At 67.3% G+C, this 20,962-nt stretch carries 15 protein-coding genes and 1 tRNA gene; 6 read left to right on the top strand and 10 right to left on the bottom strand.

Features of this window, described 5'->3' with window-relative positions; genetic code table 11:
• Positions 1-23 precede the first annotated feature (23 nt).
• Positions 24-3,182, top strand: a complete 3,159-nt coding sequence (locus JOD54_RS28430) for a non-ribosomal peptide synthetase (RefSeq protein ID WP_204455027.1) — start codon at positions 24-26, stop codon at positions 3,180-3,182.
• Entirely contained in the window at positions 3,179-4,000 is an 822-nt protein-coding gene (locus JOD54_RS28425; protein WP_204455026.1) for a diaminopimelate epimerase, read from the top strand. Before JOD54_RS28430 ends, JOD54_RS28425 begins: the two co-directional genes overlap by 4 nt.
• Here JOD54_RS28425 and JOD54_RS28420 read toward each other — a convergent pair.
• Positions 3,972-5,438, bottom strand: a complete 1,467-nt coding sequence (locus JOD54_RS28420; RefSeq protein ID WP_204455025.1) for a condensation domain-containing protein — start codon at positions 5,436-5,438, stop codon at positions 3,972-3,974. The two genes, JOD54_RS28425 and JOD54_RS28420, sit on opposite strands and share 29 nt — an antisense overlap.
• A 38-nt stretch (positions 5,439-5,476) precedes the next feature.
• On the opposite strand from JOD54_RS28420, the gene JOD54_RS28415 reads away from it, so the two are divergent.
• On the top strand, positions 5,477-5,695 hold the full coding sequence (locus tag JOD54_RS28415) for an MbtH family protein (protein ID WP_204455024.1): 219 nt from the start codon (positions 5,477-5,479) through the stop codon (positions 5,693-5,695).
• Here the strand turns inward: JOD54_RS28415 and JOD54_RS28410 are convergent.
• The 5 genes from JOD54_RS28410 to JOD54_RS28390 all read right to left on the bottom strand — a co-directional run bounded on the left by JOD54_RS28410 (position 5,649) and on the right by JOD54_RS28390 (position 10,919).
• Positions 5,649-6,941 carry a glutamate synthase-related protein gene (locus tag JOD54_RS28410; protein ID WP_307860356.1) on the bottom strand — a complete coding sequence of 431 codons (1,293 nt, stop codon included), beginning with the start codon at positions 6,939-6,941 and terminating at the stop codon, positions 5,649-5,651. The two genes, JOD54_RS28415 and JOD54_RS28410, sit on opposite strands and share 47 nt — an antisense overlap.
• The gene (locus tag JOD54_RS28405; RefSeq protein ID WP_204455022.1) at positions 6,938-7,918 is read right to left on the bottom strand and encodes an asparagine synthetase A; all 981 of its coding nucleotides are present in this window, start codon (positions 7,916-7,918) and stop codon (positions 6,938-6,940) included. The genes JOD54_RS28410 and JOD54_RS28405 overlap by 4 nt, the downstream gene beginning before the upstream one ends.
• Positions 7,915-9,156: a methylaspartate mutase gene (locus JOD54_RS28400; RefSeq protein WP_307860355.1), complete on the bottom strand. Its 1,242-nt coding sequence runs from the start codon at positions 9,154-9,156 to the stop codon at positions 7,915-7,917. The genes JOD54_RS28405 and JOD54_RS28400 overlap by 4 nt, the downstream gene beginning before the upstream one ends.
• 2 nt (positions 9,157-9,158) lie before the next feature.
• Positions 9,159-9,587 (bottom strand): cobalamin B12-binding domain-containing protein, encoded by a 429-nt coding sequence (locus JOD54_RS28395; protein WP_204455020.1) that lies wholly within the window; start codon positions 9,585-9,587, stop codon positions 9,159-9,161.
• Positions 9,588-9,671: 84 nt separating this feature from the next.
• On the bottom strand, positions 9,672-10,919 hold the full coding sequence (locus JOD54_RS28390; protein ID WP_239573539.1) for an MFS transporter: 1,248 nt from the start codon (positions 10,917-10,919) through the stop codon (positions 9,672-9,674).
• 283 nt (positions 10,920-11,202) lie between these two features.
• Between JOD54_RS28390 and JOD54_RS28385 the strand changes: the two genes are divergently transcribed.
• Positions 11,203-12,798 carry a hypothetical protein gene (locus tag JOD54_RS28385; RefSeq protein ID WP_204455018.1) on the top strand — a complete coding sequence of 532 codons (1,596 nt, stop codon included), beginning with the start codon at positions 11,203-11,205 and terminating at the stop codon, positions 12,796-12,798.
• Between the two features lie 47 nt (positions 12,799-12,845).
• Here JOD54_RS28385 and JOD54_RS28380 read toward each other — a convergent pair whose 3' ends face one another.
• From JOD54_RS28380 to JOD54_RS28370, 3 genes are all read right to left on the bottom strand, one after another.
• Positions 12,846-14,081, bottom strand: a complete 1,236-nt coding sequence (locus JOD54_RS28380; RefSeq protein WP_204455016.1) for a class I SAM-dependent methyltransferase — start codon at positions 14,079-14,081, stop codon at positions 12,846-12,848.
• A gap of 7 nt (positions 14,082-14,088) precedes the next feature.
• The gene (locus tag JOD54_RS28375) at positions 14,089-16,200 is read right to left on the bottom strand and encodes an ATP-binding protein (RefSeq protein WP_204455014.1); all 2,112 of its coding nucleotides are present in this window, start codon (positions 16,198-16,200) and stop codon (positions 14,089-14,091) included.
• Between the two features lie 553 nt (positions 16,201-16,753).
• A tRNA-Leu gene (locus JOD54_RS28370) sits at positions 16,754-16,827 on the bottom strand.
• Positions 16,828-16,969: 142 nt separating this feature from the next.
• Here JOD54_RS28370 and JOD54_RS28365 point away from each other — a divergent pair.
• A complete protein-coding gene (locus JOD54_RS28365) occupies positions 16,970-17,569 on the top strand; it encodes an ANTAR domain-containing response regulator (RefSeq protein ID WP_204455012.1) in 600 nt (199 codons plus the stop codon).
• On the opposite strand, the gene JOD54_RS28360 is transcribed toward JOD54_RS28365, so the two are convergent.
• Complete coding sequence (locus JOD54_RS28360) at positions 17,566-19,446, bottom strand: fibronectin type III domain-containing protein (protein ID WP_204455010.1); 1,881 nt, start codon at positions 19,444-19,446, stop codon at positions 17,566-17,568. The genes JOD54_RS28365 and JOD54_RS28360 overlap by 4 nt on opposite strands.
• A 265-nt stretch (positions 19,447-19,711) precedes the next feature.
• Between JOD54_RS28360 and JOD54_RS28355 the strand changes: the two genes are divergently transcribed.
• Entirely contained in the window at positions 19,712-20,941 is a 1,230-nt protein-coding gene (locus JOD54_RS28355) for a branched-chain amino acid ABC transporter substrate-binding protein (RefSeq protein ID WP_307860354.1), read from the top strand.
• Positions 20,942-20,962 lie beyond the last annotated feature (21 nt).

The following is a 20,962-nucleotide window of genomic DNA, read 5'->3' as shown; positions in this document are numbered from 1 at the left end:
CCAACCCGATGGGGAGGAACCAGATGGAGCCCGCGACGTTGTGCGCCGTTTTCGCCGAGCAGGTGCGTCGGCACCCGGACCGGGTGGCGGTGACGGCGGGCTCCCGCAGTCTCACCTACGCCGAGCTCGACCGGTTGGCCACCGGGGTCGCGCGGTGGTTGGTGGCTCGCGGTGTGCGTCCCGGGGCGAGGGTCGGCGTCCGAGTCGATCGCTCCACCGCCTTGGTCGTGGCGGTGCTCGGGGTGTTGCGAGCGGGCGCGGGCTACGTGCCCGTCGACGTCCGCACCGTCGCGGCGCGTGCTGACCTGGTGTTCGCCGACAGCGGTTGCGCGGTCGTGCTCGCCGACGACGTCGGCGCCCGCGACCTGGCGGTGACCTGCCCCGTGGTCGACCTCGACGAGGTGCTGGTCGCCGACCCCCCCGCGCCGGTCGCGCTGCCCGAGGTGCGTCCCGGCGACCTGGCGCACGTGATCTACACGTCCGGGTCGACCGGCGCGCCCAAGGGCGTCATGGTCGACCACAGCAGCGTGGTGCGGCTTTTCGCCGCCGCCGGGCTCGGGGCGTCCGAACAGGACGTGTGGACGCTGTTCCACTCGCCCGCGTTCGACTTCTCGGTGTGGGAGATCTGGGGCGCGCTGCTGCACGGCGGTCGCCTCGTGGTCGTGCCGCACGCGGTGAGCCGATCGCCCGCGCGGTTCGCCGGGTTGATCCTGGACCAAGGGGTCACCGTGGTGAGCCAGACGCCGACGGCGTTCCGCTCCCTGCACGCGGAGCTGGCCGCCCTGCGGTACCCACCGCTGCCGTGCAGGTTGGTCGTGTTCGGCGGCGAGGCGCTCGACGTGCGGCCGCTGGCCCCGTGGTTCGACGCCTACGGCGAGGCCGCACCAAGGCTGGTGAACATGTACGGCATCACGGAAACCACCGTGCACGTGACCCACCACCACGTGCGCCGGGCCGATGTCGAGGCCGCGGTGGAGGGCAGCCCGATCGGTCGACCGCTCTCGGACCTGCGAGCCCACCCGGTCACCGCCGACCTGGAGCCGGTCGCCGACGGCGCGGCGGGCGAACTCGTCGTCGGGGGCGCTGGAGTGGCGTGGGGGTACCTGAACCAGCCGGGGCTCACCGCGCTGCGGTTCCTGCCCGACCCGTGGGGGCCGCCGGGTTCTCGGGTCTACCGCAGTGGTGACCGGGCCGCGTACTGCGGCGGCGACCTGCGCTACCTGGGCCGTGGCGACAGGCAGGTCAAGGTGCGCGGGTTCCGCGTCGAGCCGGGTGAGATCGAGCACGCGCTGCGCACCCGGGCAGGCGTGCTGGACGCGGCGGTGATCGTCCAGGACGGCCCCAGCGGGCCGCGCCTGGTCGCCTACGTGGTCCAGGGCGACCAGGACTGGGATGGCGGTGAGCTGATCAGGCAACGGTTGGCCGCCGTGCTGCCCGACTACCTGGTTCCTGCCGTGTACCAGGCGATTCCGGCCATCCCCAGGACCATCAACGGCAAGCTCGACGAGTCCGCCCTGCCGCGTCCGGCGCGACCGCCTGCCGACCCGGTGCACGCCGAGGTCGGGGGCAGCGGTACCCAGGGCACCCTTGTCGAGCGCGTCCTCACCCGGGTCTGGCGGCGCAGGCTCGGGCTGGCCGAGATCGACCGCGACCGCAGCTTCTTCGCCCTCGGCGGCGACTCGATCATCGCGCTGGGGGTGGTCGCCGACGCCCGCGAGCTCGGGGTCTCGATCCGGGTGGAAGACCTGCTGACCCGCCCGACGCTGCGCGACCTGATCGGGCTCGCCACCACGACCGGGTCACCGGCTGCCGCGCGCATCGAGCCGTTCGCCCTGGTCACGCGGGCCGACCGGTCCGCGTTGACCGAACTCGACCTGGCCGACGCCTACCCCGCGTCGAACCTGCAGCAGGGCATGATCTACCTGTGCGAGCTGTCGGACGACCCGTCGCTCTACCACGACCTCATGGGGGTTCGCGTGCACGCGGCCTTCGACGCGTCGGCGATGGAGCGCGCGCTGGCCGAGGTCACCGCCCAGCACCAGGTGCTGCGCAGCCGGTTCGACCTGGGGGGTTTCTCCCAACCGCTGCAACTGGTCGAGGCGGGCGTCGAACCGGTGTTGCTGGTCGAGTCGGCAGGCGCGGGCGAGGACCCCAGCGGGCCGATCCAGCGGTGGCGGGATCGCGAACTGGGCGCGGCGATCGCCTACGACCGCGCACCGATGTGGAACTGCCACGTGCTCACCGAGCCGGACGGACCGTTCCACCTGACCCTCGCCGTGCACCACGCCCTCGTCGATGGGTGGAGCCTCGCCCGGCTCATGGTCGACCTGCTCGGCTGCTACGACCGGGCGTTGACCGGGCGACCGGTGCGGCTGCCGGTGCCCACGGCGCAGCCGCAGGAGTTCGTCGCGGCGGAGCGGGCCGCACTGGAGTCGGCCACGGCGGCGGCGTTCTGGCGGGAGCAGGCGGACGTACCGCCGGTCCTGTTCGATCCGGGGAGTTGGCCCAAGGTGGTGATGACCGACCGGTCAGTCGATTTCGCCATCGAGGCCGCCGAGCTGACCCGCCTGCGCGACGCGGCCGCCGCCGCCGGGGTCTCGTTGAAGAGCGTGGTGCTGGCCTGCCACGTGTGGGCGTTGGCCCGGTGCGCCGACCGCGTTGAGGACGTGGTCACCGGAGTAGTCGTCAACGGCAGGCCCGACGGCCACGGCGCCGATCGGCTCGTCGGGCTGTTCCTCAACACCGTCCCGTTGCGCGTGCCGACCGTGGTCGACGGCTGGGGCGAACTGGCTCGCGCCTGCCACGCCGCCGAGCAGGCCCTCGTACCGCACCGGTTCTACCCGTTGTCGGAGATCGAGCGGGCGCTGGGTCGCCCACCGTTCGACGTGTCGTTCAACTTCACCCACTTCCACGTCATGGCCGAGGCGGACGACCTGGCGGCGGTCCGCGCCGTTGACGGGGTTTGGTACGCCGACAAGACGACCAGGCGGGTGCTGGTCGAGGTCATCATCGATGCGCCGGGCGGGCGGGCGGTGGTCACCGTCCGTTTCGACCGGTCGGTTCCGGACACCCTGGCCCACCGGCTCGTCGACGGCCTCACCGAGGCCGTGCGGTCGGTCGCCGCGGGCGAACGGGGTCTGGACCCGCTGGCCCGGCTCGGGGAGACGGGACCGCGGCGATGAACCCCGCCGCGGGCACGGCGTCCACTTCGGACGTGCGAGTGACGGTGCCGTTCACCAAGGTCTACGACTCCGGTCGGGACTTCGTGGTGGCCAGGGGACTGCGCCCCGGCGTCCGGTGGGGCCGGGTCGCCCCGGCGGTGTGTTCGGCGACGCGCGGCATCGGCGCGAGCGGACTACTGGTGATCACCGGACACCGCGGCCGCGACTTCCGGATCTCCGCCTACGACGCGCAAGGCGGTCGGGACCGGCTCGGCGACAGCGCGATCCGCTGCGCCGCGCGGGCGATCCACCACGAGTACGGTGTGCGGCACATGCGGATCGGCTTGTCCCGATACCGGTACGACGTCGAGGTGACCGACGACGCCGTGGACGTCCTGGTTCACCACCAGGACGTTCCCACCGGGCCGAGCCGGACTGCGGTCGAGGGGGTGCCCGGCCCGCTCGACTTCTACGGGTTGCGGGTCGGTACCGAGCACCTGGTGGCCTACGTCGACGACCTCGCCGCTGTCCCGGACCGGGTGCGCGGTGTCGGCCTGGCCCGGTTCACGCTGGCCCAACCCCTCGACGCCGACACGGTGCTGGTGCGCACCTTCGAACAGGCCGGGCCGGTGCCCACCCGCAGCGAGGACGCCGTCACCGCCGTTGCCGTGGCCGGGTACCTCGGCAGGCTGGACCGCGCCGCCGGGGCGGTGTGCACCCCCGACGGAACGCGGTTGCGGGTGCGGTGCCCCGGCGGCGCCGTCCCGAGTCGGGTCAGCGGGCCGGGCGCGGTCGTCTACGCGGGCGAGTTCAGCTGGCCGCTCCCCAGCCTCCGGTGAGCTGCTCCCGCTCGGCGACACCCAGCGTGGGAATCCGCGAGAGCGTTCGGTCGGGATCGCGCGCCACCTCGCCGAGGAAGGTCACGTAGTGCTCGATGAAACGGGCCATCGTGGCGTGCTCGAACAGGTCGGTGGCGTAGTACAACCGCCCGGTCACCTCGCCCCCGGGTGACTCGGTGAGGTAGATCTCCGCGTCGAAGCGGGTGAAGGCGCGATCGGTCTCGAACAGCTCCGCCGCGACCCCGTCGAGGCCGATGATCCCGTCGTCCTTCGTCGAGCGGACGGTGATCAGGTCGAACCACAGCTGGAAGACCGGGTTGCGACCCACGTCGCGCGGGATGGCCAGCCCGTCCACCAGTCGGGCGAACGGCAGGTCGTGGTGCGCGTAGGCCTGCAGCATCGCGGCTTTGACGTCGTCGACCAAGGCCCGGAACAGCGGGTCGGTCCCGATCCTCGACCGGATCGGGACCGAGTTGGCGAAGAACCCGATCAGCCCCTCGAACTCGGGGCGGGACCTACCGTTGACCGGGCACCCGACCACGACGTCCTCCGTCGCGGCGTGCCGGGCGACCACCACCTGGTACGAGGCGAGGGCCACCATGAACAACGTCGCGTCCTGCTCGCCCGCGAGCTCCCGCAGCCCCCTGGCCACCTCGGGCGGCACCCGGACGTCGATGGTCCCCGCCCGGAACGACGGCAGCGGCGGCCGGTCGAAATCAGAAGGCAACTCCACCGCGAACGGTGCGCCATCGAGCCGTTCTCGCCAATAGTCGAGGTGCCCTTCCACCACGGTGCCGGCCAGTCGCCGCCTTTGCCATTCGCCAAAATCGGGGAACTGCGTCGGCAGGGCAGGCAGATCGGGCTCTTCGCCGGAGGTGAACGCCGAATAGCACGCTGCCAATTCGTTCGTCAGGATGTCGAGGGACTGCCGGTCGAACACGGTGTGGTGAACGACGATCGCGAGCACGTGGTCGTCAGCCGACAGCGAGAGCAACCTGGCGCGGAAGACCGGACCCCGGGCCAGGTCGAAGGGTGTGTTCGCGTCCTGGGCGACCACCTCGCGGGCGTGGGCGGGCGGATCGTCGAGTTCAGACACGTCGAGGATGCCCACGTGGAAGGACCCCGGTGGGTCGATCACTTGGTAGGGACCGCTTTCGTCCTCGGTGTACCTCGTCCGCAGCGCCTCGTGCCGCGCGACGACCCACTCCAGCGAGCGCTCCAGCGCGGTGGTGTCGAGGTCGCCGCGCAACCGGTAGGCCACCGGGACGTTGTAGGCGGTGACCTCCGGCATCAGTCTGCCGATGAACCAGAGCCGTTCCTGCGCGAACGACAGTCGCGGTCGGGTGCCGCGCTGAACCGGCGATTCTGTATTCGCGGCTTTCCCAGACAGTCGAAGTTTCAGCAATTCCGCCGCGTCGGAGGACAGGGGGTTCGCCATACCTTTCGGTCTCCCGTCGAGTGTGAGACGATTGGTTTATGTTTCTCGATGACGATAACACCACTCAAACCTGCAAGGTTGTCATCAACGATGAGGAGCAATACTCGATTTGGCCTGCTCAGTGGGACAACCCGGCTGGCTGGCGCGATGTGGGCGTGGCGGGCAGCAAAGCGGACTGCCTGTCGCACATCGAACAGGTCTGGACCGACATCACTCCGCTGAGCGTCCGCCGGTCGGTGGCTGAGCGCACGGCCTGAGGGCGTCCCGCCGGCGGGACACGTCGGCGGGGAACCACAGGTCGGCCCGGTCCGGTGCCCCGGTGGTGTACTTGCCGAGCGCGCTGATCAACATCCTGGTCTCCAGGGCCAGCGCCTCGGCCAACCGGACCAACCCGTGCTCGCGGTCCTCAGCCACCGCCAGCAGTGCGGCCCGCCCCAAGCCGACCGCACGGGCACCCAGCGCCAGGCACTTGACCACCCGACTCCCCTCCCAGACGCCACCGCTGGCCAGCAGGCAGTCCGCGGTCCCGCCAATCCGCAACAGGCATTCCCCCAGCGGCAGACCCACGTGGTTGAGGAAGGCGGTGGGTGCCCAGCCCGTGCCGCCTTCCGCGCCGTCCACCGTCACCGCGTCGGCCCCCGCCGCCCAAGCGGTCCGCGCCGCCACGGCGACATCCCGCGCGGGCGGCAGCTTCACCCACGTCCTGGCCCGGGGGAAGTTGTTGCGCATCAACCGAACCTGCTGCCGCAGGATCTCCTCGATGAAGGTCCCCGGCGTGCTCGAGCGCACCAGCACCGGCTCGCCGCCCGCCGAGACGTCGCGCACACCGAACCGGTCGCGGACCCGTTCGGCGACCACTGCGGGCAGCAAGGTCATACCGCCCAACCCCGGCTTCGCGCCCTGCCCCACCTTCAGCTCGAACCCCAGTCGCCCGGTCGCCAGCAGCGGCTCCACGGTGGGATCGCTGTAGACCAGGTTCCACACCTCGGCATCGGCATCCTCGGTGCTCTGCTGCACCACCACCCCACCTGTACCCGGGGGCACAGCGGCCGCGTAGGACTGGATGCGCTCGAGCAGAGCCGCGTGTCCGCCGCCGCGGCCGTTCATCGGCACCACGTTCTCCCCGATGACCATCGGGATCCCGAGTCTGGCCGCCTGCACCCCGGCTGCCGTGCCCAACCCCGCGCTACCCAACTCCGTGGACCCGAACGCCGACAGGTAGACCGGCAGCGCCGAGCGGAACCCCCCGATCTCGGTGGCCAACTCGACGTCCTCGAACGTCGGTTCCGCGCCGAGCTCGACCAGCCTGGCCAGCCGCTGCGGCATGAACACGGGCGGCACCAACCGGGCCGACTCGATGACGTCCGCGCTGTCGACCTGTGCGCCCCCGAACACCTCGCGGCCATAGGACGAGTCGGGTGGAAAGGCGGCTTGGGCGCCGAGTCTCGCCCGTGCGCGGATCGCCGCAGCCGGGAATCCTCGTGCCAGCACCCCGTCGCTCACGGCGCTGCCACCCCGGGCAGCTTCGGGAATGCCGTGACCTGCCAGACGGCGCCGAGCCCGGTCAACGCCCGCACCAGCCGCTGCAACCCCATCCCGAACCCGGCGCTGACGGGTACCCCACCGCGGAGCACGTCCAGGTACCACCCGTACTTCGCCGGGTTCTCCCCGGTTTCGCGCATTCGGGCGATGATCCGCCCGTAGTCGGACTCCCGTTCGCTGCCGCTCACCAACTCCCCGAAGCCACCCGGGGCGATCAGGTCGAAGTTGCGCAGCGAGCCGGGTGCTGTCGCGCTCTCCCGGTCGTAGAAGCCGCGGGAGCCCTTGGGGTAGTCGACGATGAAGAAGGGGCGGGACGCGGCGTCGGACAGCAGGCGTTCACCGGCCCACTCGATCTCGGTGCCCGAGTTCTGCTGGTATCCCAGTGCCCGCAGCCGGTCGACCGCCTCGCGATGGGTGATCGCGTCCATCGGGCCGCGCACCCACTTCTCCAGGACCGAGACTTCGCGTCCGAGTTCAGCCAGTTCGTCCGCGGCGGTTTCCACGACGTGCTGCACCACGTGGGTCAGCAGCCGCTCCACGATCCCACACGCGGTGTCGCGGTCGCCCTGGGCGATCTCCACGTCGATCTGGTGGAACTCGACCAGGTGTCGGTTGGTGGCGGCGGTTTCCGGTGGCTCGGCCCGCACGTTCGCGGCGATCGAGTAGAGCCGGTCGAAGCCGAGGAGCGCGGCCTGCTTGTAGAGGATCCCGCTGGTCATCAGCTTGTAGCGGTGGCCGTAGTAGTCGACGTCCACCTGCTTGGCGCCGCGAGCACCCGGATCGGTGACCGGGCCGATCACCGGAAGCGGCAGTTCGGTGAACCCTTCGCCGTCGAGCAGAGCGCGGGCCGCGGCCATGGCCCGGTGGGCCACTCGCAGCGCGGCCCGGGTAACCGGCGAGGACAGGTGTTCGGCTGCTGGAGGCGGTAGCGGGTTCATGGTCGATTTCCCTCCCCGTCGTACTTCCGCTGCACGTAGGTCAGCGCGGTCATGAGTGAGTCGGCGGTGAGCCCGGACTCCCGGCGAAGTGGTCGGGGTGGGCGGATCGGTAGCGCACCGGGGTCGGACCAGCGGAGCCTGCCGGTGGCGTCGATGAACCCACGTGCTCGCCCGACGTTGTCGGGGTGGACGCAGAACGGGACGTCCAGGTAGCCCCGCTCGAAGGCGAGCGGGAGTGCTCGGTCGAGCGAGCTGTCCAAGGCGAGCACGGCGTAGGTGATCGCGCGTGCTTCGGCGTGCACGCCGTCGTCGTCGGGTTCCGGTTCGGCTGTGGAGCGTGCTGCGACCTCGGCGGCCCGCTCCAAGGCGGCCACGTTCTCCTCGACCGTCGGGATGCGGTGCGCCTCGGCCGCCGTCTTCACGATGAGCCGCTCGGTGCCCGTGCGAACCGCGAGCCGGGCGGCATCGGCGAGCAGGCGGTCCGCGCCCACCGCGGTACGCGGGTACACCCCCATGTACGCGTACAGCACCACGTGCCAATCGACCCCTGGGAGCAATTCCGACGCGAGTGCGCGCAGGGCGCGAATCGCCGCCGCGTCTTGGTCGGCGTTGGTCTGCTGGGCGTAGCTCAGCGAGATGCCGCGAATGCCGTGCTGGGCGAGGAACACCGCCTCGAGCAGGCTGACGGCAACGAGCAAGCTCGGCGGGCACAGTTGCCCGAGCAAGCACCCGCCGAAGGTCTCGACGTGCGGGTCTCGCGCGTTCAGCAGCGAGTCGCACGCCGCGGCCCAATTGGCCACCGATGTGCGCAGCGGTGTGCGCCCGTAGGGCAGGCAGTAGGAGACCGGCCCACCTTCGGTCGCACGCAACCCGGCGGCCACCAGGGCTTCGACGATGGCCCTCGGGTCCGCCGAACCGTGCCTGACCTGCACCGGGAAACCCTCGTCCTCGACACCGGAGAGCACGGCCATGGTGACCTCGCTGCTGTGGGAGGTGATCGGGTAACCGTTGAGCGCAACCCCGTCGGTGAGCGCGGCCGACGCCCTCGCGTGCTCACCGAGCCTCGTGTAGCTGTCCAGAGTGATGGTGCCGACGGCGGTCGCCGCCGCGCCCTTCGTGCGCGCCAGCCCCCGGCGCATCGCGACCGGGTCGGCCATCCCCATCCTCGGCTGCACCACGAGCGCGCCCGCGGCCCGCGCCCTGGCCACGAACTCGTCGAACGAGCCGGTGGCGGGCACGATCAGGACACAACCCGCGTGCCGAGCCCGGTGAGCAGGGCGCGGAAGGCGGGCACCTCGTCGTGGTCGAACACGTGGTCGAACCCCGCGGTCAGCAGCGCCATTCGCTGGTCGTCCGGAATTCTGCCGTTGATCCCCAGTTTACCTCCGATCACCAGCGGAATGGTCCGCGTGATCGGATGCTCGCGAAAGGGGACAACGAGCGATAGGGCGTCCTGAACACCGTGCCCGTTCACGCTGCTGATCACTACCAGTCCGGGCCTGACTCGCTCGCATTCGGCTACCAGTAACGAACTCGGCACACATGGGCCTAGGTTTCGCACGGTGAAACCCGCCTCCTCCAATACGAGTTGGAGGTAAACCAAATTCCACGTGTGGGAATCCGAGTTGGTACCGGTGACAATGGCCGTGGCACTTGTCGCGAGTAGCACTCATCGAGTGTGACACGGCGCGGGCGGATTGTGTCAACGGGCGCCGGGTGCGTTGTCCCGCCAGCGGGACAACGCCAGCGGGAATCAGCCGTTGCGCGCTTCGGTGGACCGCGTGGGCTCGGCGATGGGCAGATCGCGCATCGTGCGCAGCGGCGAGGCGACCAGCCACACCGACGACAGCAGCACCCCTGCGGCGGCGATCCACAGCGTGGGTCTCAGCCCGATGAAAGTCGCGACGGTCCCCGCCAGCGCACTGCCGATCGCCGCGGCACCCCAGAACAGGAAGTTCACCGTGGCGTTCATCCGACCGAGCAGTTCGTCAGGGCACAGGGCTTGCTGCACGCTGGCCTGCATGATCGTGTAGAGGGTCACGCCGACCGAAGTGCCGAACAGCGCGACGAGGTAGAACGTCATCCCCCAGCCGGGGCCGGTCAGCGGGAACAGCATCTGGAACCCGCCGTTGAGGACCGCGGCCACCCACAGCAGCCGGGCGGTGCCTACCCGGTCGGCGGCCCGGCGAGCCACCAGCGACGCCAGGATCGCCCCGGCCACGCCTAAGCTGCTCACCAAGCCGATCACCCCAGCAGACAAGCCGACCTCGCGCACCAGGAACACCACGACCAGCGCCAGGTGCCCGGCCTGGAACAGGCCGAGCATCGCGTTCGACACGCTGGTCGCGCGCAGGATCGGGTGGGTGAGCACGAACCGGGTGCCCTCGCCGATCTCGCGCAGCATGGTGCGGCCCGACCGGGGTTCCGGCTCCGGTTCGACAGCCTTGATCGAGCGGATCCAGATCGCCGACCACAGGTAGGACAGTGCGTCGAGCAGCACAGCCACCGGAGCGGTCAGCCACTGCACCATCGCTCCCGCCAGGCTCGGCGCCGCCAGCGCCGCGACCGACTTGTTGGCCCGGAGCTTCGCGTTGCCCTCGACCAACCGCCCCTTGTCCACCAGCCGCGGCAAGTACGACTGGTGCGCCACGTCGAAGAACACGGTGAAGACGCCGACCACGAAGATCGCCACGAACAGTTGGGCCATCGTCAACACGCCGAACAGCGCCGCGATCGGGATCGAGCCGAGGGCCAAAGCCCGCCCGAGGTCGGCCACCACCATGATCGGACGGCACCGCCGCCGGTCGCACCACGCCCCGACCTGCAACCCCAACAACAGGAACGCCACCGTCTGCAGCGTCTTGAGCAGCGAGACCTCCAGCGCCGACGCATCGAGGGTCAACACCGCCAACAGCGGCACGGCCAGTGCGCTGACCCTGGTGCCCATCTGGCTCAGCGCATCAGCCAGCCAGAACCGCCGGAAGTCCCCATCCCCGAACAACCCCCGACCCCGTCGTCCATCCTCGGTGCACACGCCCCCATCATGCACGGATCGTGTGGATGCGGGCACCTGGGGTAGTCAGAGTTGCCGGGCCGCGTGCCACCATTGTCGACCAGCCAGCACCGCGATTGCTGCCTTGCGTACGGCCACGGCGGTTCCGCAGACAAATTTCTCGGGAGGAACGATACTATCCCAACAGTTCGTCAACGTGCCCATCGGTCTACAAGCGCAACGCTGGAACACAATCCATCCGCAGCGTCTTGTCCTTGTTGTGGTGCACCACGTGACAGCGCTCTTCAGGTTGCTGGATGTCGTCACCGTGTTCGAGGCCGATACGCGGGTCCAGTTGGTGTTCAGCAAAGCTGGTTCGTCGCCATTCCAGGGCGGTGTCGATGATCTGTTGCGTGACCTCGGGATGATCGCAATTCCATGGTCGCAGGCGATCAACACTCCGTTCGACCTCGCGATAGCGGCCAGTTACAGCGGGTTGACGGATCTGACAACACCTGTTGTGGTGTTGTCCCACGGAGGCGGTTTCGCGAAGAACTCCCCGGTGAGTGAAGTTCTGGACGGGTCAGGCAAGCGATCAGTGTACGGCCTTTCTCCCGAGCGGCTCATCTACGACGGTCTTCCCATCGCATCCTCACTCATCCTGTCGCACGAGGAACAACTCCACCGCCTCGGTTCGATTACTCCGGCAGCGCTTCCAACCGCAGTCGTGGTCGGCGATCCGTGCTACGATCAGATTCTGCGAAGTCTTCATCTCCGGAATCAGTACCGTGAGAAGCTCGGCATGCGGTCGAATCAGAAGTTGATCTCAGTGTCGACGACCTGGTGCGGTAAGTCGTTGATGGGCAGTTGGCCATCGGTTTTTCAGGAACTACTGGCCTGCGCGCCTTCGGATGATATCCGGTTCGCGGCCTTGATTCACCCCAACATCCTGCACGGTCACGGTTCGTGGCAGGTGCGCGCTTGGCTCGCTGACAGCGTTCGTTCAGGTATGGTACTGGCGCCTGAACTTGATGGTTGGAAAGCGATGCTAATAGCGTCTGATTTGATAGTCGGCGATCATGGTGTGGTCACTTGCTATGGTGCTGCGTTGGGTGTTCCGGTTCTCTTGGCGGCGTTCCCCGACGAAGACGTGGCTTCGGGCTCCGCTGTCGATCTCCTCGGCCGCGTAGCACCCAGGATGGACCGGCGGAATGATCTGTCGAGTCAGATACATGCGGCCATCAATACACACGACGCTGAACGGTTCGGAGAAGTACGAGACCTGATCTCGTCCTACCCCGGTGAGGCTGCGAGCCGTCTGCGGCAATTGTTCTATGGCTATCTCCGCCTCCCCGAGCCGCGCGGATCTGCAACCGTTCCCGTGGTTCCTGTGAGCCGTATTGATGACCCCGTGCACACGTCGGGTCGCGCGGACTATGTGAACTGCACATTGAATGAGGCGGGGCCTAGCCGTGTCAGGATCGCCCGCTATCCGGCATATGCTTCAGTCAATCTTCTGACTTCCCAACAGCCAGGTAGGACACATCTGGCCGTACATGAGGATTGCGCGAATCCGTCCCTCCTTCAACAGGCGGATGTCGTGGTCATCAATTGTTCCAACGTTGACGATCCGAACGAGCGGATGCTCAGCGCTATTCCCCTCTATCCTCAGGCGGCGTTGATCGCCGTGGTATCCGGCACATTCTGCCTGGTCCGCACGGTGGATGGTATCGAGGCGGAGCTCAACTGCGAGGAACCAATGATTGCCGCGTCATTTGTCCACACCTGGAACCTGGAGTGGAGAACCGGTATCTTGTTGCGGGGTACGATCGTCGTGCTGGTTGGATCGCGCGAAGTGAGTATTCATATCATCTCGGTGTCGATGTAGCATCGCTTGTCGAGTCGCTCCGCGCTGGTCAAACAGAATCGGGATGCTCAATCTTGGTAGATTGCCGGTGGGTCACCCCTTCGGATCGCCTCCGCAATCGGACTGTCGTCTGTATTGGCCCCTTTCTCGATTACTGCGAGGTTGCGATAGAAATGTATTGCCCGCACGGCTCGGTCCGTTGGGGCGGGAGATCGACCATCGCCGGGCAAGAACTCCTGGTGGTGAAGTCCGTCCACGAGGCGTTTCAAGAAGCCCATACTATGGGCAGGGTTGTCGGTGTCTTTACCGCTTCCGTTGAAGCGGGGTGCCCACAGCGACGCATGTAGATCTTCTATGAAGTAGAGCCCGCCATCGCGCAGGTAGGGGAACAATGTTGTGAACGATGCGATGACGTGCGAGCTCAAGTGACTTCCATCATCAATGATCACGTCAACCTGGCCGATTGCCTGGGCAACTTCTATCAACTCGTCCTGATGTGACTGGTCGGCTCGGAAAGTGGCCAAACGAGCTTCATCAACTCCTCTCTTGTCGAAGATATCGATGCCGTAAATGATCGCTCGAGGAAAGTAGTGCTTCCACATCCTCAAAGAATTCCCGCCGGTGTGAGCCTCGCGGTTCCCTCCAACACCGATCTCCAGGATCCTCAGCATCTGATCACGCTGCGGGGAGAGGTGGTGCTCGTAATGCTGGGTGTAGTGATGCAGTGCGCTCCACTTGTCTGTCCCGCAGAGTACCGCAAGTCTGTCGAGTCCGGCTGTGTGGCGACGATCTAGAACGTCTAGGATCCGCTGCACGGGGGCGTACCAGCCAACGAGGGCCGGGTCTCTACGGTACTCCAATCGAACAGCATCTTGACTCGGCCACCTCACAGTCCGGGTAGCGGCTGAGATCATCTCGCGTGGCCCGTAGAGTGCTTGAACGCTTTCCCACAGCTCTTGAGCTACCACAACCAGGGGAAGATCGGAGTCTCCACCTCCGGTGGCTAGGTCGAATTTCATCTCGTGGTCGTCGTGTATGAAACTCAGTGCTACGTGAACTCTATCGAGATTTGCGACCTCATGAAGGCGTGCGCGAAAGGCAAGTTCGTCAAGAACAATGGCGGCAACGGTATTCGAGCCGATTCTGTCAATTGTCGCCACGATGGCTTCTTTGTGCAAGCGTGCGGTATCTAGTAGCTCTGCCACCGGATTCATCGGTTCTGTTACCCTCGGTTGCAGGGTGGCGCCGTCGCGCCCTAAGTGGTCCAACAAGAGGTTGATGTTGTGCGACAACAGGGTGGTCAAAGGCGTGTTAGTCGGGTTCAGACGCCCTCGTCACGCTCTGAAGTTTCGCCGTGACCATTAGTGCCTTCGGGTCGCCACTGATGGAATAGACGCGGTGCGCGGCACTCCAATACTCGTGCGCACTGGCGGCGTCATCTTGATTCCATGAGATATCGCCAAGTATCGCGTACGCTTCCGCCTGGTAGTGTGTTGAGTCCAACTCCTTCGCGATGAGAAGCGCCTCGCGCAGGGGCTCGACCCCGGCACTGTGCTGGCCAACCGCAACATAGGCGCGGCCAAGGCACGTGAGGGCGCGGGCCTGCTGGCCTCTGTCTACTCGCTGCAAAGCGGAAGCGGACTCGGTCAACGCCACGATGGCTTCCTCGTAGCGGCCGAGTTCAGTCAGAACTTCGCCGATTCGTCGTTGACAGAGGGCAATTGATCGCTCGGAGCCGATCGCATCCCGGATCTCTTTGGCATTCTCCAGATGCTCGAGCGCGCTGAGAAGTTGACCTTTGCCCTGAGCGATTCCAGCCAGTTCGGTGAATGCGGACGCCGTAATGAACTCATGGCCCGAATGTTCAGTCAAGCGGAGCGCGGCGCGACATTCTTCAGCAGCTTCTTCGTAGCGCCGGAGATTTGTCAACGCCGACGCCAGTTGTAGTCGCAGTCGAGCTTCAGCCACGAAGTCGCCAATTTTTTGTGCGGACTCTATTCCGATGGCGTGCAGGGTCAGCCAGTCGCTGTATCGCCGGGCGTGCAGATAGTACCCCCACTGTGCTTCGCAAAACTGCCACGCCAGGTCGTACCACTTGTGCTCGAATGCGGATTGTGCTGCGAGGGTGATGTTGTGATGCTCCTCGGTCAGCCAGTTCATGGCCTCCCTGGGAGAAGTGAACCGAGATTGAGTGGGCCTGCGAAACCGCTTTCCCAGGCGCCGCCTGTGGGGGAGTAGTGCAAGATCGGCTTCTATCGAGTTGTCGAGGTACCATTCAATCATCCGCCGAATCGCAGCGTTCATGGTGTGATCCGAATCTTCAAGCGTAGCTCGCTGGCGGGCATGGGTGAGTAGTAGATCGTGATATCGGAACCGGTGATCTCCGACCTGCGAGACAAGATTTCGGTCCAGTAGCGCGACCAGCAGTGTCGTGGTGTCGCACACTGGCGCGCCGAGCGCGGCAGCAGCGGCCTCGACACCGAAGATCGCACCGGGGTGAAGCGAACACGCGCGGTAAACCCGCGCGAGAGGGGGAGGAAGATCTTCGTAGGATGTGCTCAGAACTGCTTCAAGAGATACCTCGCCGAGGGTGGATTGACTCCACTCGGGGTCGTCTCGCAGGCCTTCGACTTCCCTGGCTATGGAGCGATGTGGGTACGCTAGCAGTCGCGCTGAGATGAGCGACAGGGCAATCGGCATTCCTCCGCATAGCGCAACCAGTTCCTGTGTCGGTTCCGGCTCGGAAGCCAATCGCCCTGCGCCCACCACGCCCCCCAGCAGGGTGATGGATCCGTGCTCTGAAAGTTGTTGCAAGTCGATGAATAGTGCTCCATCGAGGGTGAGTTCGACCAGTCTCCGCCGACTCGTGACAACTACTGAACTGGCGCCAGAAGATGGTATCAAAGGACGGATTTGGGCTGCGGAGTGCGCGTCGTCGAGCAGCACTGCGATCGCCCGGTTTGCGGTAATGGAACGATAAAGCCCTTGAAGCGAAGGCAGGTCGGACGGCATTCGCACTGTCGGCACCCCGAGTGCCAGGAGGAACCATTCCAGCACTTGCTCCGACCGCAATGGTCCTGTTGGGCTAAACGCGCCAAGTTCGGCATAAAGAATACCGTCCGGAAATTGATCTCGAGCTCCGTGCAGGTGGTGGAGCGCCATTGCGGTTTTGCCTATTCCGCCAGCTCCGCTGATCACCGCAACCTGAGGTGCGCCGTGCCAGTCTGGCTCAATCTGACTCCGCAGGAGGGACTCTTCTTGATCTCGTCCGACAAACGAACGAGGCGGAGGGGGTAGCTGGAACGGCGTGGGCAGTTCGGTGGCGGAGTTGAGGACGACCTGACCCACCGTTCCGGCCTGCACCAGTGAGCCGTGGACAGATCCCGAGGAGTTGTTGAGCGTTGGCCCCGATCCGGGTTCCACCGGTGTGGCTCCTCTCTTCGAGACGACGTGCTGGAGGCGCGGTCGTGCCTCCAGCACGTCGGTTGGTGAGATCGACGTTCCAGCTACAGGGCCTGCCTACCACGATGCCAGTGGTTGTTTCACCTGTCCGCATCGCCGACTTCGGTGTCAACACCAACCGACTACGCACTTATGCGACGTCCTTGGCGTTGCAGGTGTTGGGCGGGGTTGCCTCGTTGAGCACAACACGGCACCACAGCGACTGGATGAGGTTGAACGTTTGGGGATCGATCCCCCGCGAGTGGCAGAAGACCTCGTGCGCTTTAGCGCCTGCGCCGTAGCCGCGACTACCCGTCGCGAACGTGCGCTGCGTCCCACCGAGTTCAGGCTGGGACGGCTGGCCCCGGATGCCGTTGAACAGTTGAGTGCCCCCGGCCAGGCTCGTACAGCATCCACACGGCCACCGAATGGGGTCCGGGGCGAAGCCTCCCGGGCGGGTCTGGGGTTGCACCCCAGAGGAAATGACGAGCGACCAGGTTCGCGCGTTCCGCGAACACACTCCACCCAGAGCCAGTGCCCCCGGTGCGATTCGAACGCACACTGGACGGATTTTGAGTCCGCTGCCTCTGCCGGTTGGGCTACGGGGGCGTTGCGGGGTGACTCTACGGGATGGGGGTGGGGTGGGGGGTTGGTGGGGTGTCGGGGCGATCACGCGTGGTGGGGGCGGGTGGGCGGGGTACCGGGCGGTACCCTGGGGGTTCTGGTTCGCGCCTACCTGAGGAGGACCCCGGTGACCGATGTGGCTACCGAGGCCCGGTCGACCCCGCGCAGGGTGCTGGTGGCCGAGGACGAGGCCTTGATCCGGCTCGACCTGGTCGAGATGTTGCGGGAGGAAGGGTACGAGGTCGCGGGGGAGGCCGGGGACGGGGAGGAGGCTGTCCGGTTGGCCGGGGAGTTGCGGCCGGACCTGGTCATCCTGGACGTCAAGATGCCGCGGATGGACGGGATCGATGCGGCGACCATGATCGCGGGGGAGCGGATCGCGCCGGTTGTCATGTTGACGGCGTTCTCGCAGCGGGAGTTGGTGGAGCGGGCGCGTGACGCGGGGGCGATGGCCTACCTGGTCAAGCCGTTCGCCAAGCACGACCTGGTGCCTGCGATCGAACTGGCGGTGAGCCGGTTCGCCGAGTTGCAGGCGTTGGAGAACGAGGTCGCGGGGCTGACCGAGCGGTTGGAGACGCGCAAGGTCATCGAGCGGGCCAAGGGGCTGCTGATGTCCGCGCAGGGCTTGTCGGAGCCCGAGGCCTTCCGGTGGATCCAGCGGACCGCGATGGACCGGCGCACCACCATGAAGGCCGTCGCCGAAGCCGTGGTGGACACGATCAACTAGGCCACGGTGAACTGGCTGAGCACGGACCCCCGGGTGCCGCTCATCCCGATCACCCGCACCTCCACGGTGTGCTCGCCGACGGCCCGCCCGGTCAGCCCGACCGGGATCGCGTACTGCCCGCCCGGCGCCCCGCCGGTGGGCAGGCTCGCCGTCATCCGCCCGTCCACCCACACCTGGAACCCGGCGACGCCTTCGAGGCCGCCCGTGTCCCACTGCGCCGCCGCCCCGCTGAGCGCCACCGTCAACACGAGCCGCCCTTGGGCGGGCACCACGGGGGACGGGAGTGGGCGTCCCGCGGAGTCGCCGAAGGTGAGTCGGGCCGCGGGAAGTGCGTCGACCGTTGGGCGTTGGCGGTCGGTCCGCGCGGGTTGCGTCGTCGTCCGCACGGTCGCGACAGGACCGGGTACCAGCTCCAAGTAGCTCTCTTGCACTAAGGCCCCCGGTCCAGCCCCAGGTGCGCGGACCACCAACGGGCTCAACGAGTCAGACGCGTTACCGCCCAACAACGACTGCGGTATCTCCGCAGCCACGGTCAGCACGGAACCGGGCTCTATAGGCGGAGTTGGTACCACGGGCGGCGCGGGCAATAGAGCTGTACCCAACTGCACTTGAACACGGTTGACATCCATCCCCGCGGACACCGCCATCGTCACGACCATCCGCGCCGACAACGCGTTCACCAGCGGGCGGCGCAAGATGCCCGCGGATGGGGCCGACACCGACGGGTCCAAGACCTGGCGTGTGGCCAAGTTCACCGGTGTCTCCACCACCTGCGGCACCGGCGCGGCGGTTCCGGTGAACCCCGCCGACGCGAGGTGCACGCGGGCACGCCGCCCTTCGGGCCCACGCACCCCGATCAGCACCCACGCCGACCGCCACGACGGCACCACCGGCGACGACGCGACGACCCTGCCGTCCTGCGACAGTTCCACCCCGGCACCGGTCACCCGCACCTCGAACAGGTGCAACGCCCCGGCACCACGCGGACCGGGCGCCGCCACGAAAGCGCCGCGCTCACCCACGTAAGCCCCGGAGTCGTCGACCACCGCCCGCACCGTGCCCGGCGGCACCACCCCCGCCCCGTCCAGCGCGCCCACCCGGTCCGCGGGCCCAGGCACCAGGTCCACCGTGAGCCGCCCACCCGGCCCCGCCGCGTCGGTCACCACCGCGACCCGCCCCAGCACACCGTCCGCTGTGGACTCGCCGAGCACCACCTCGTCCAGCACCAAGGGGCGCCGCGCCCGCAGCACCGCCTCGTCCGCGCCGCACCCCAGGTCGATCGGCAGCCCCACCTCGCCGACCGCCCGCGCGCCCAGGTCCACGCACCCGCGGTAACCGGACAGGTGCCACAGTGACCCGACCGTGTCGGCGCGCAGGCTGGAATCGTCGGGAAAATCGTCGAGCAGCCCGCTCAACCCGCTCCGCCACGACGTTTCACCCGGTCCGGGATTCCCCATTGCCACTTGTGGCGCCGAAAGCCGCCCGAACCCGTCGACCGCGCGTACCTCGATCCGGTATTCCCGGCCATCGCGCAGCCCGTCCAGCTGCGTGTCACGGGTTGCCACCAGCCGGATCCCGTCCGGTTGGTCCGGTCCGCTCCAGTGCACCCGGTAGCCGGTGGCCCGTTCCGCCGCCGCCCAGGACACGACCAGTCGACCGGGGGACGGCCGCACCTGGACGTCACGCGGAGTGTCCGGGGGCGCGCCGGGATCCGGGAGCACCACGTCATCGGCGGCGTAGCGGCTCACCCGTTCCGGTGGCCCGATCGGCGCTGGTCCCGGCTCTGGCGGCGGTTGCGGGGCGCGCAGCACGAGCACCGCGGCACCGATGAACACGACGGCGGAACCCCAGGCCAGAACCCGGTTTCGCGTGCGCACGACCCGAACCCTAGGCCCGTCGGTCACCGTGTGTGACACGTTGTTGTGAAGTTGAGACCGGGCCGTGGTCGCGGTGTTCATGCCCGGATGTCCGGACTGCGGACACGGTGGTGGACTTTCGTTGCAGTCTGGTCACGAGGAGCCCAGGTGCGTGACTACGTCGCATTCGGTCACTACTTTCCGGCGCAACCCTCCAACAGGTATGAGGGCGAGGTTCGGCATGCTTACACGCATTGTCCGGACGAAAGCGGAGAAGGGACATCACGTGCGAAACCAGACGGTGAAGGCCGCGGTGCTGGTCGCTGGCGCGTTGTTGCTCGCAGCCTGTGGCACGAACAAGACCGAGTCGGGCTCGGGCGGGGGGAACAACCAGAGCTGCGACCAGAGCAAGGGCACCCTGGTCATCGGCGTCATCGCGCCGCAGTCCGGTGGTCTGTCGGCGCTGGGCCTCGGCATCCGGAACTCCGCACAGCTCGCGGCCGACCAGGCCAACGAGAAGTGCGCCGTGCCGGGCTACAAGCTCGCGGTGCAGACCGAGGACGACCAGGCGACCGCGCAGGTCGGCGCCCAGGCGGCCACCCGCCTGTCCTCCAACGCCAACGTGGTCGGCGTGGTCGGCACGCTGAACTCGTCGGTCGCGCAGAGCGTGCAGCCGATCCTCAAGGGCAAGAACATCGTTCAGGTGTCGCCAGCCAACACCAACCCGTCGCTGACCAGGGGCGCCGAGTACGGCACCGCCCCCAAGCGGCAGTTCGAGAACTACTTCCGCGTCTGCGCCACCGACGACCTGCAGGGCCCGTTCGCGGCCAAGTACCTGGTCGGCAAGGCGGGCAAGAAGTCCATCGCCATCATCACCGACGGCAAGACCTACGGTGAGGGCCTGGCCGCGGAGTTCAAGAAGCAGGCGGAGAAGGACGGCGCCAAGATCGTCGCCACCGCCAAGGTCGGCGAGAAGGACACCGACTTCAGCGGTGTCATCGGCACGATCAGCGGCTCGAAGCCGGACGCGGTCTACTACGGCGGCGAGTACCCGCAGGCGGGCCCGCTGTCCAAGCAGCTCAAGGACGCCGGTCTGGACATCCCGGTGATGGGCGGCGACGGCATCTACGACGGCAAGTACATCGAGCTCGGCGGCAAGGAGGGTGACCTGGCCACCTCGGTCGGCGCCCCCACCGACACCCTCGAGACCGCGAAGGCGTTCGTCTCGGCCTACAAGGCCAAGGCCTACAAGGACGACTTCAGCGCGTACGGCGCCTTCTCCTACGACGCCACCAACGCCATCATCGGCGCGCTGACCAAGACCGTCTCCGGCGGTGACTGGAGCGACGCCAAGCGGGCCGACCTCATCAAGAACGTCCAGTCGTACTCCGCGGAGGGCGCGACCGGCGAGGTCAAGTTCGACGAGTACGGCGACAGCACCAACAAGCTGCTGACCGTCTACAAGGTCTCCGGCGGCAAGTGGGTTGCCGACGAGACCGGCACCTTCGGCGGCTGAGCCGGAACTTCTTGTCCAACC

It is taken from the genome of Actinokineospora baliensis, from assembly GCF_016907695.1.
Lineage (GTDB): Bacteria > Actinomycetota > Actinomycetes > Mycobacteriales > Pseudonocardiaceae > Actinokineospora > Actinokineospora baliensis.
Note: the sequence above shows the minus strand (reverse complement) of the source record. Positions and strands in the feature narration are given on the sequence as shown.

Bases quoted from the DNA above. Each gene is read 5' to 3' on its own strand.
- JOD54_RS28420 (WP_204455025.1), bottom strand. From the start codon at position 5,438: ATGGCGAACCCCCTGTCCTCCGACGCGGCGGAATTGCTGAAACTTCGA.
- JOD54_RS28405 (WP_204455022.1), bottom strand. From the start codon at position 7,918: ATGAACCCGCTACCGCCTCCAGCAGCCGAACACCTGTCCTCGCCGGTT.
- JOD54_RS28415 (WP_204455024.1), top strand. From the start codon at position 5,477: ATGTTTCTCGATGACGATAACACCACTCAAACCTGCAAGGTTGTCATC.
- JOD54_RS28430 (WP_204455027.1), top strand. From the start codon at position 24: ATGGAGCCCGCGACGTTGTGCGCCGTTTTCGCCGAGCAGGTGCGTCGG.
- JOD54_RS28425 (WP_204455026.1), top strand. From the start codon at position 3,179: ATGAACCCCGCCGCGGGCACGGCGTCCACTTCGGACGTGCGAGTGACG.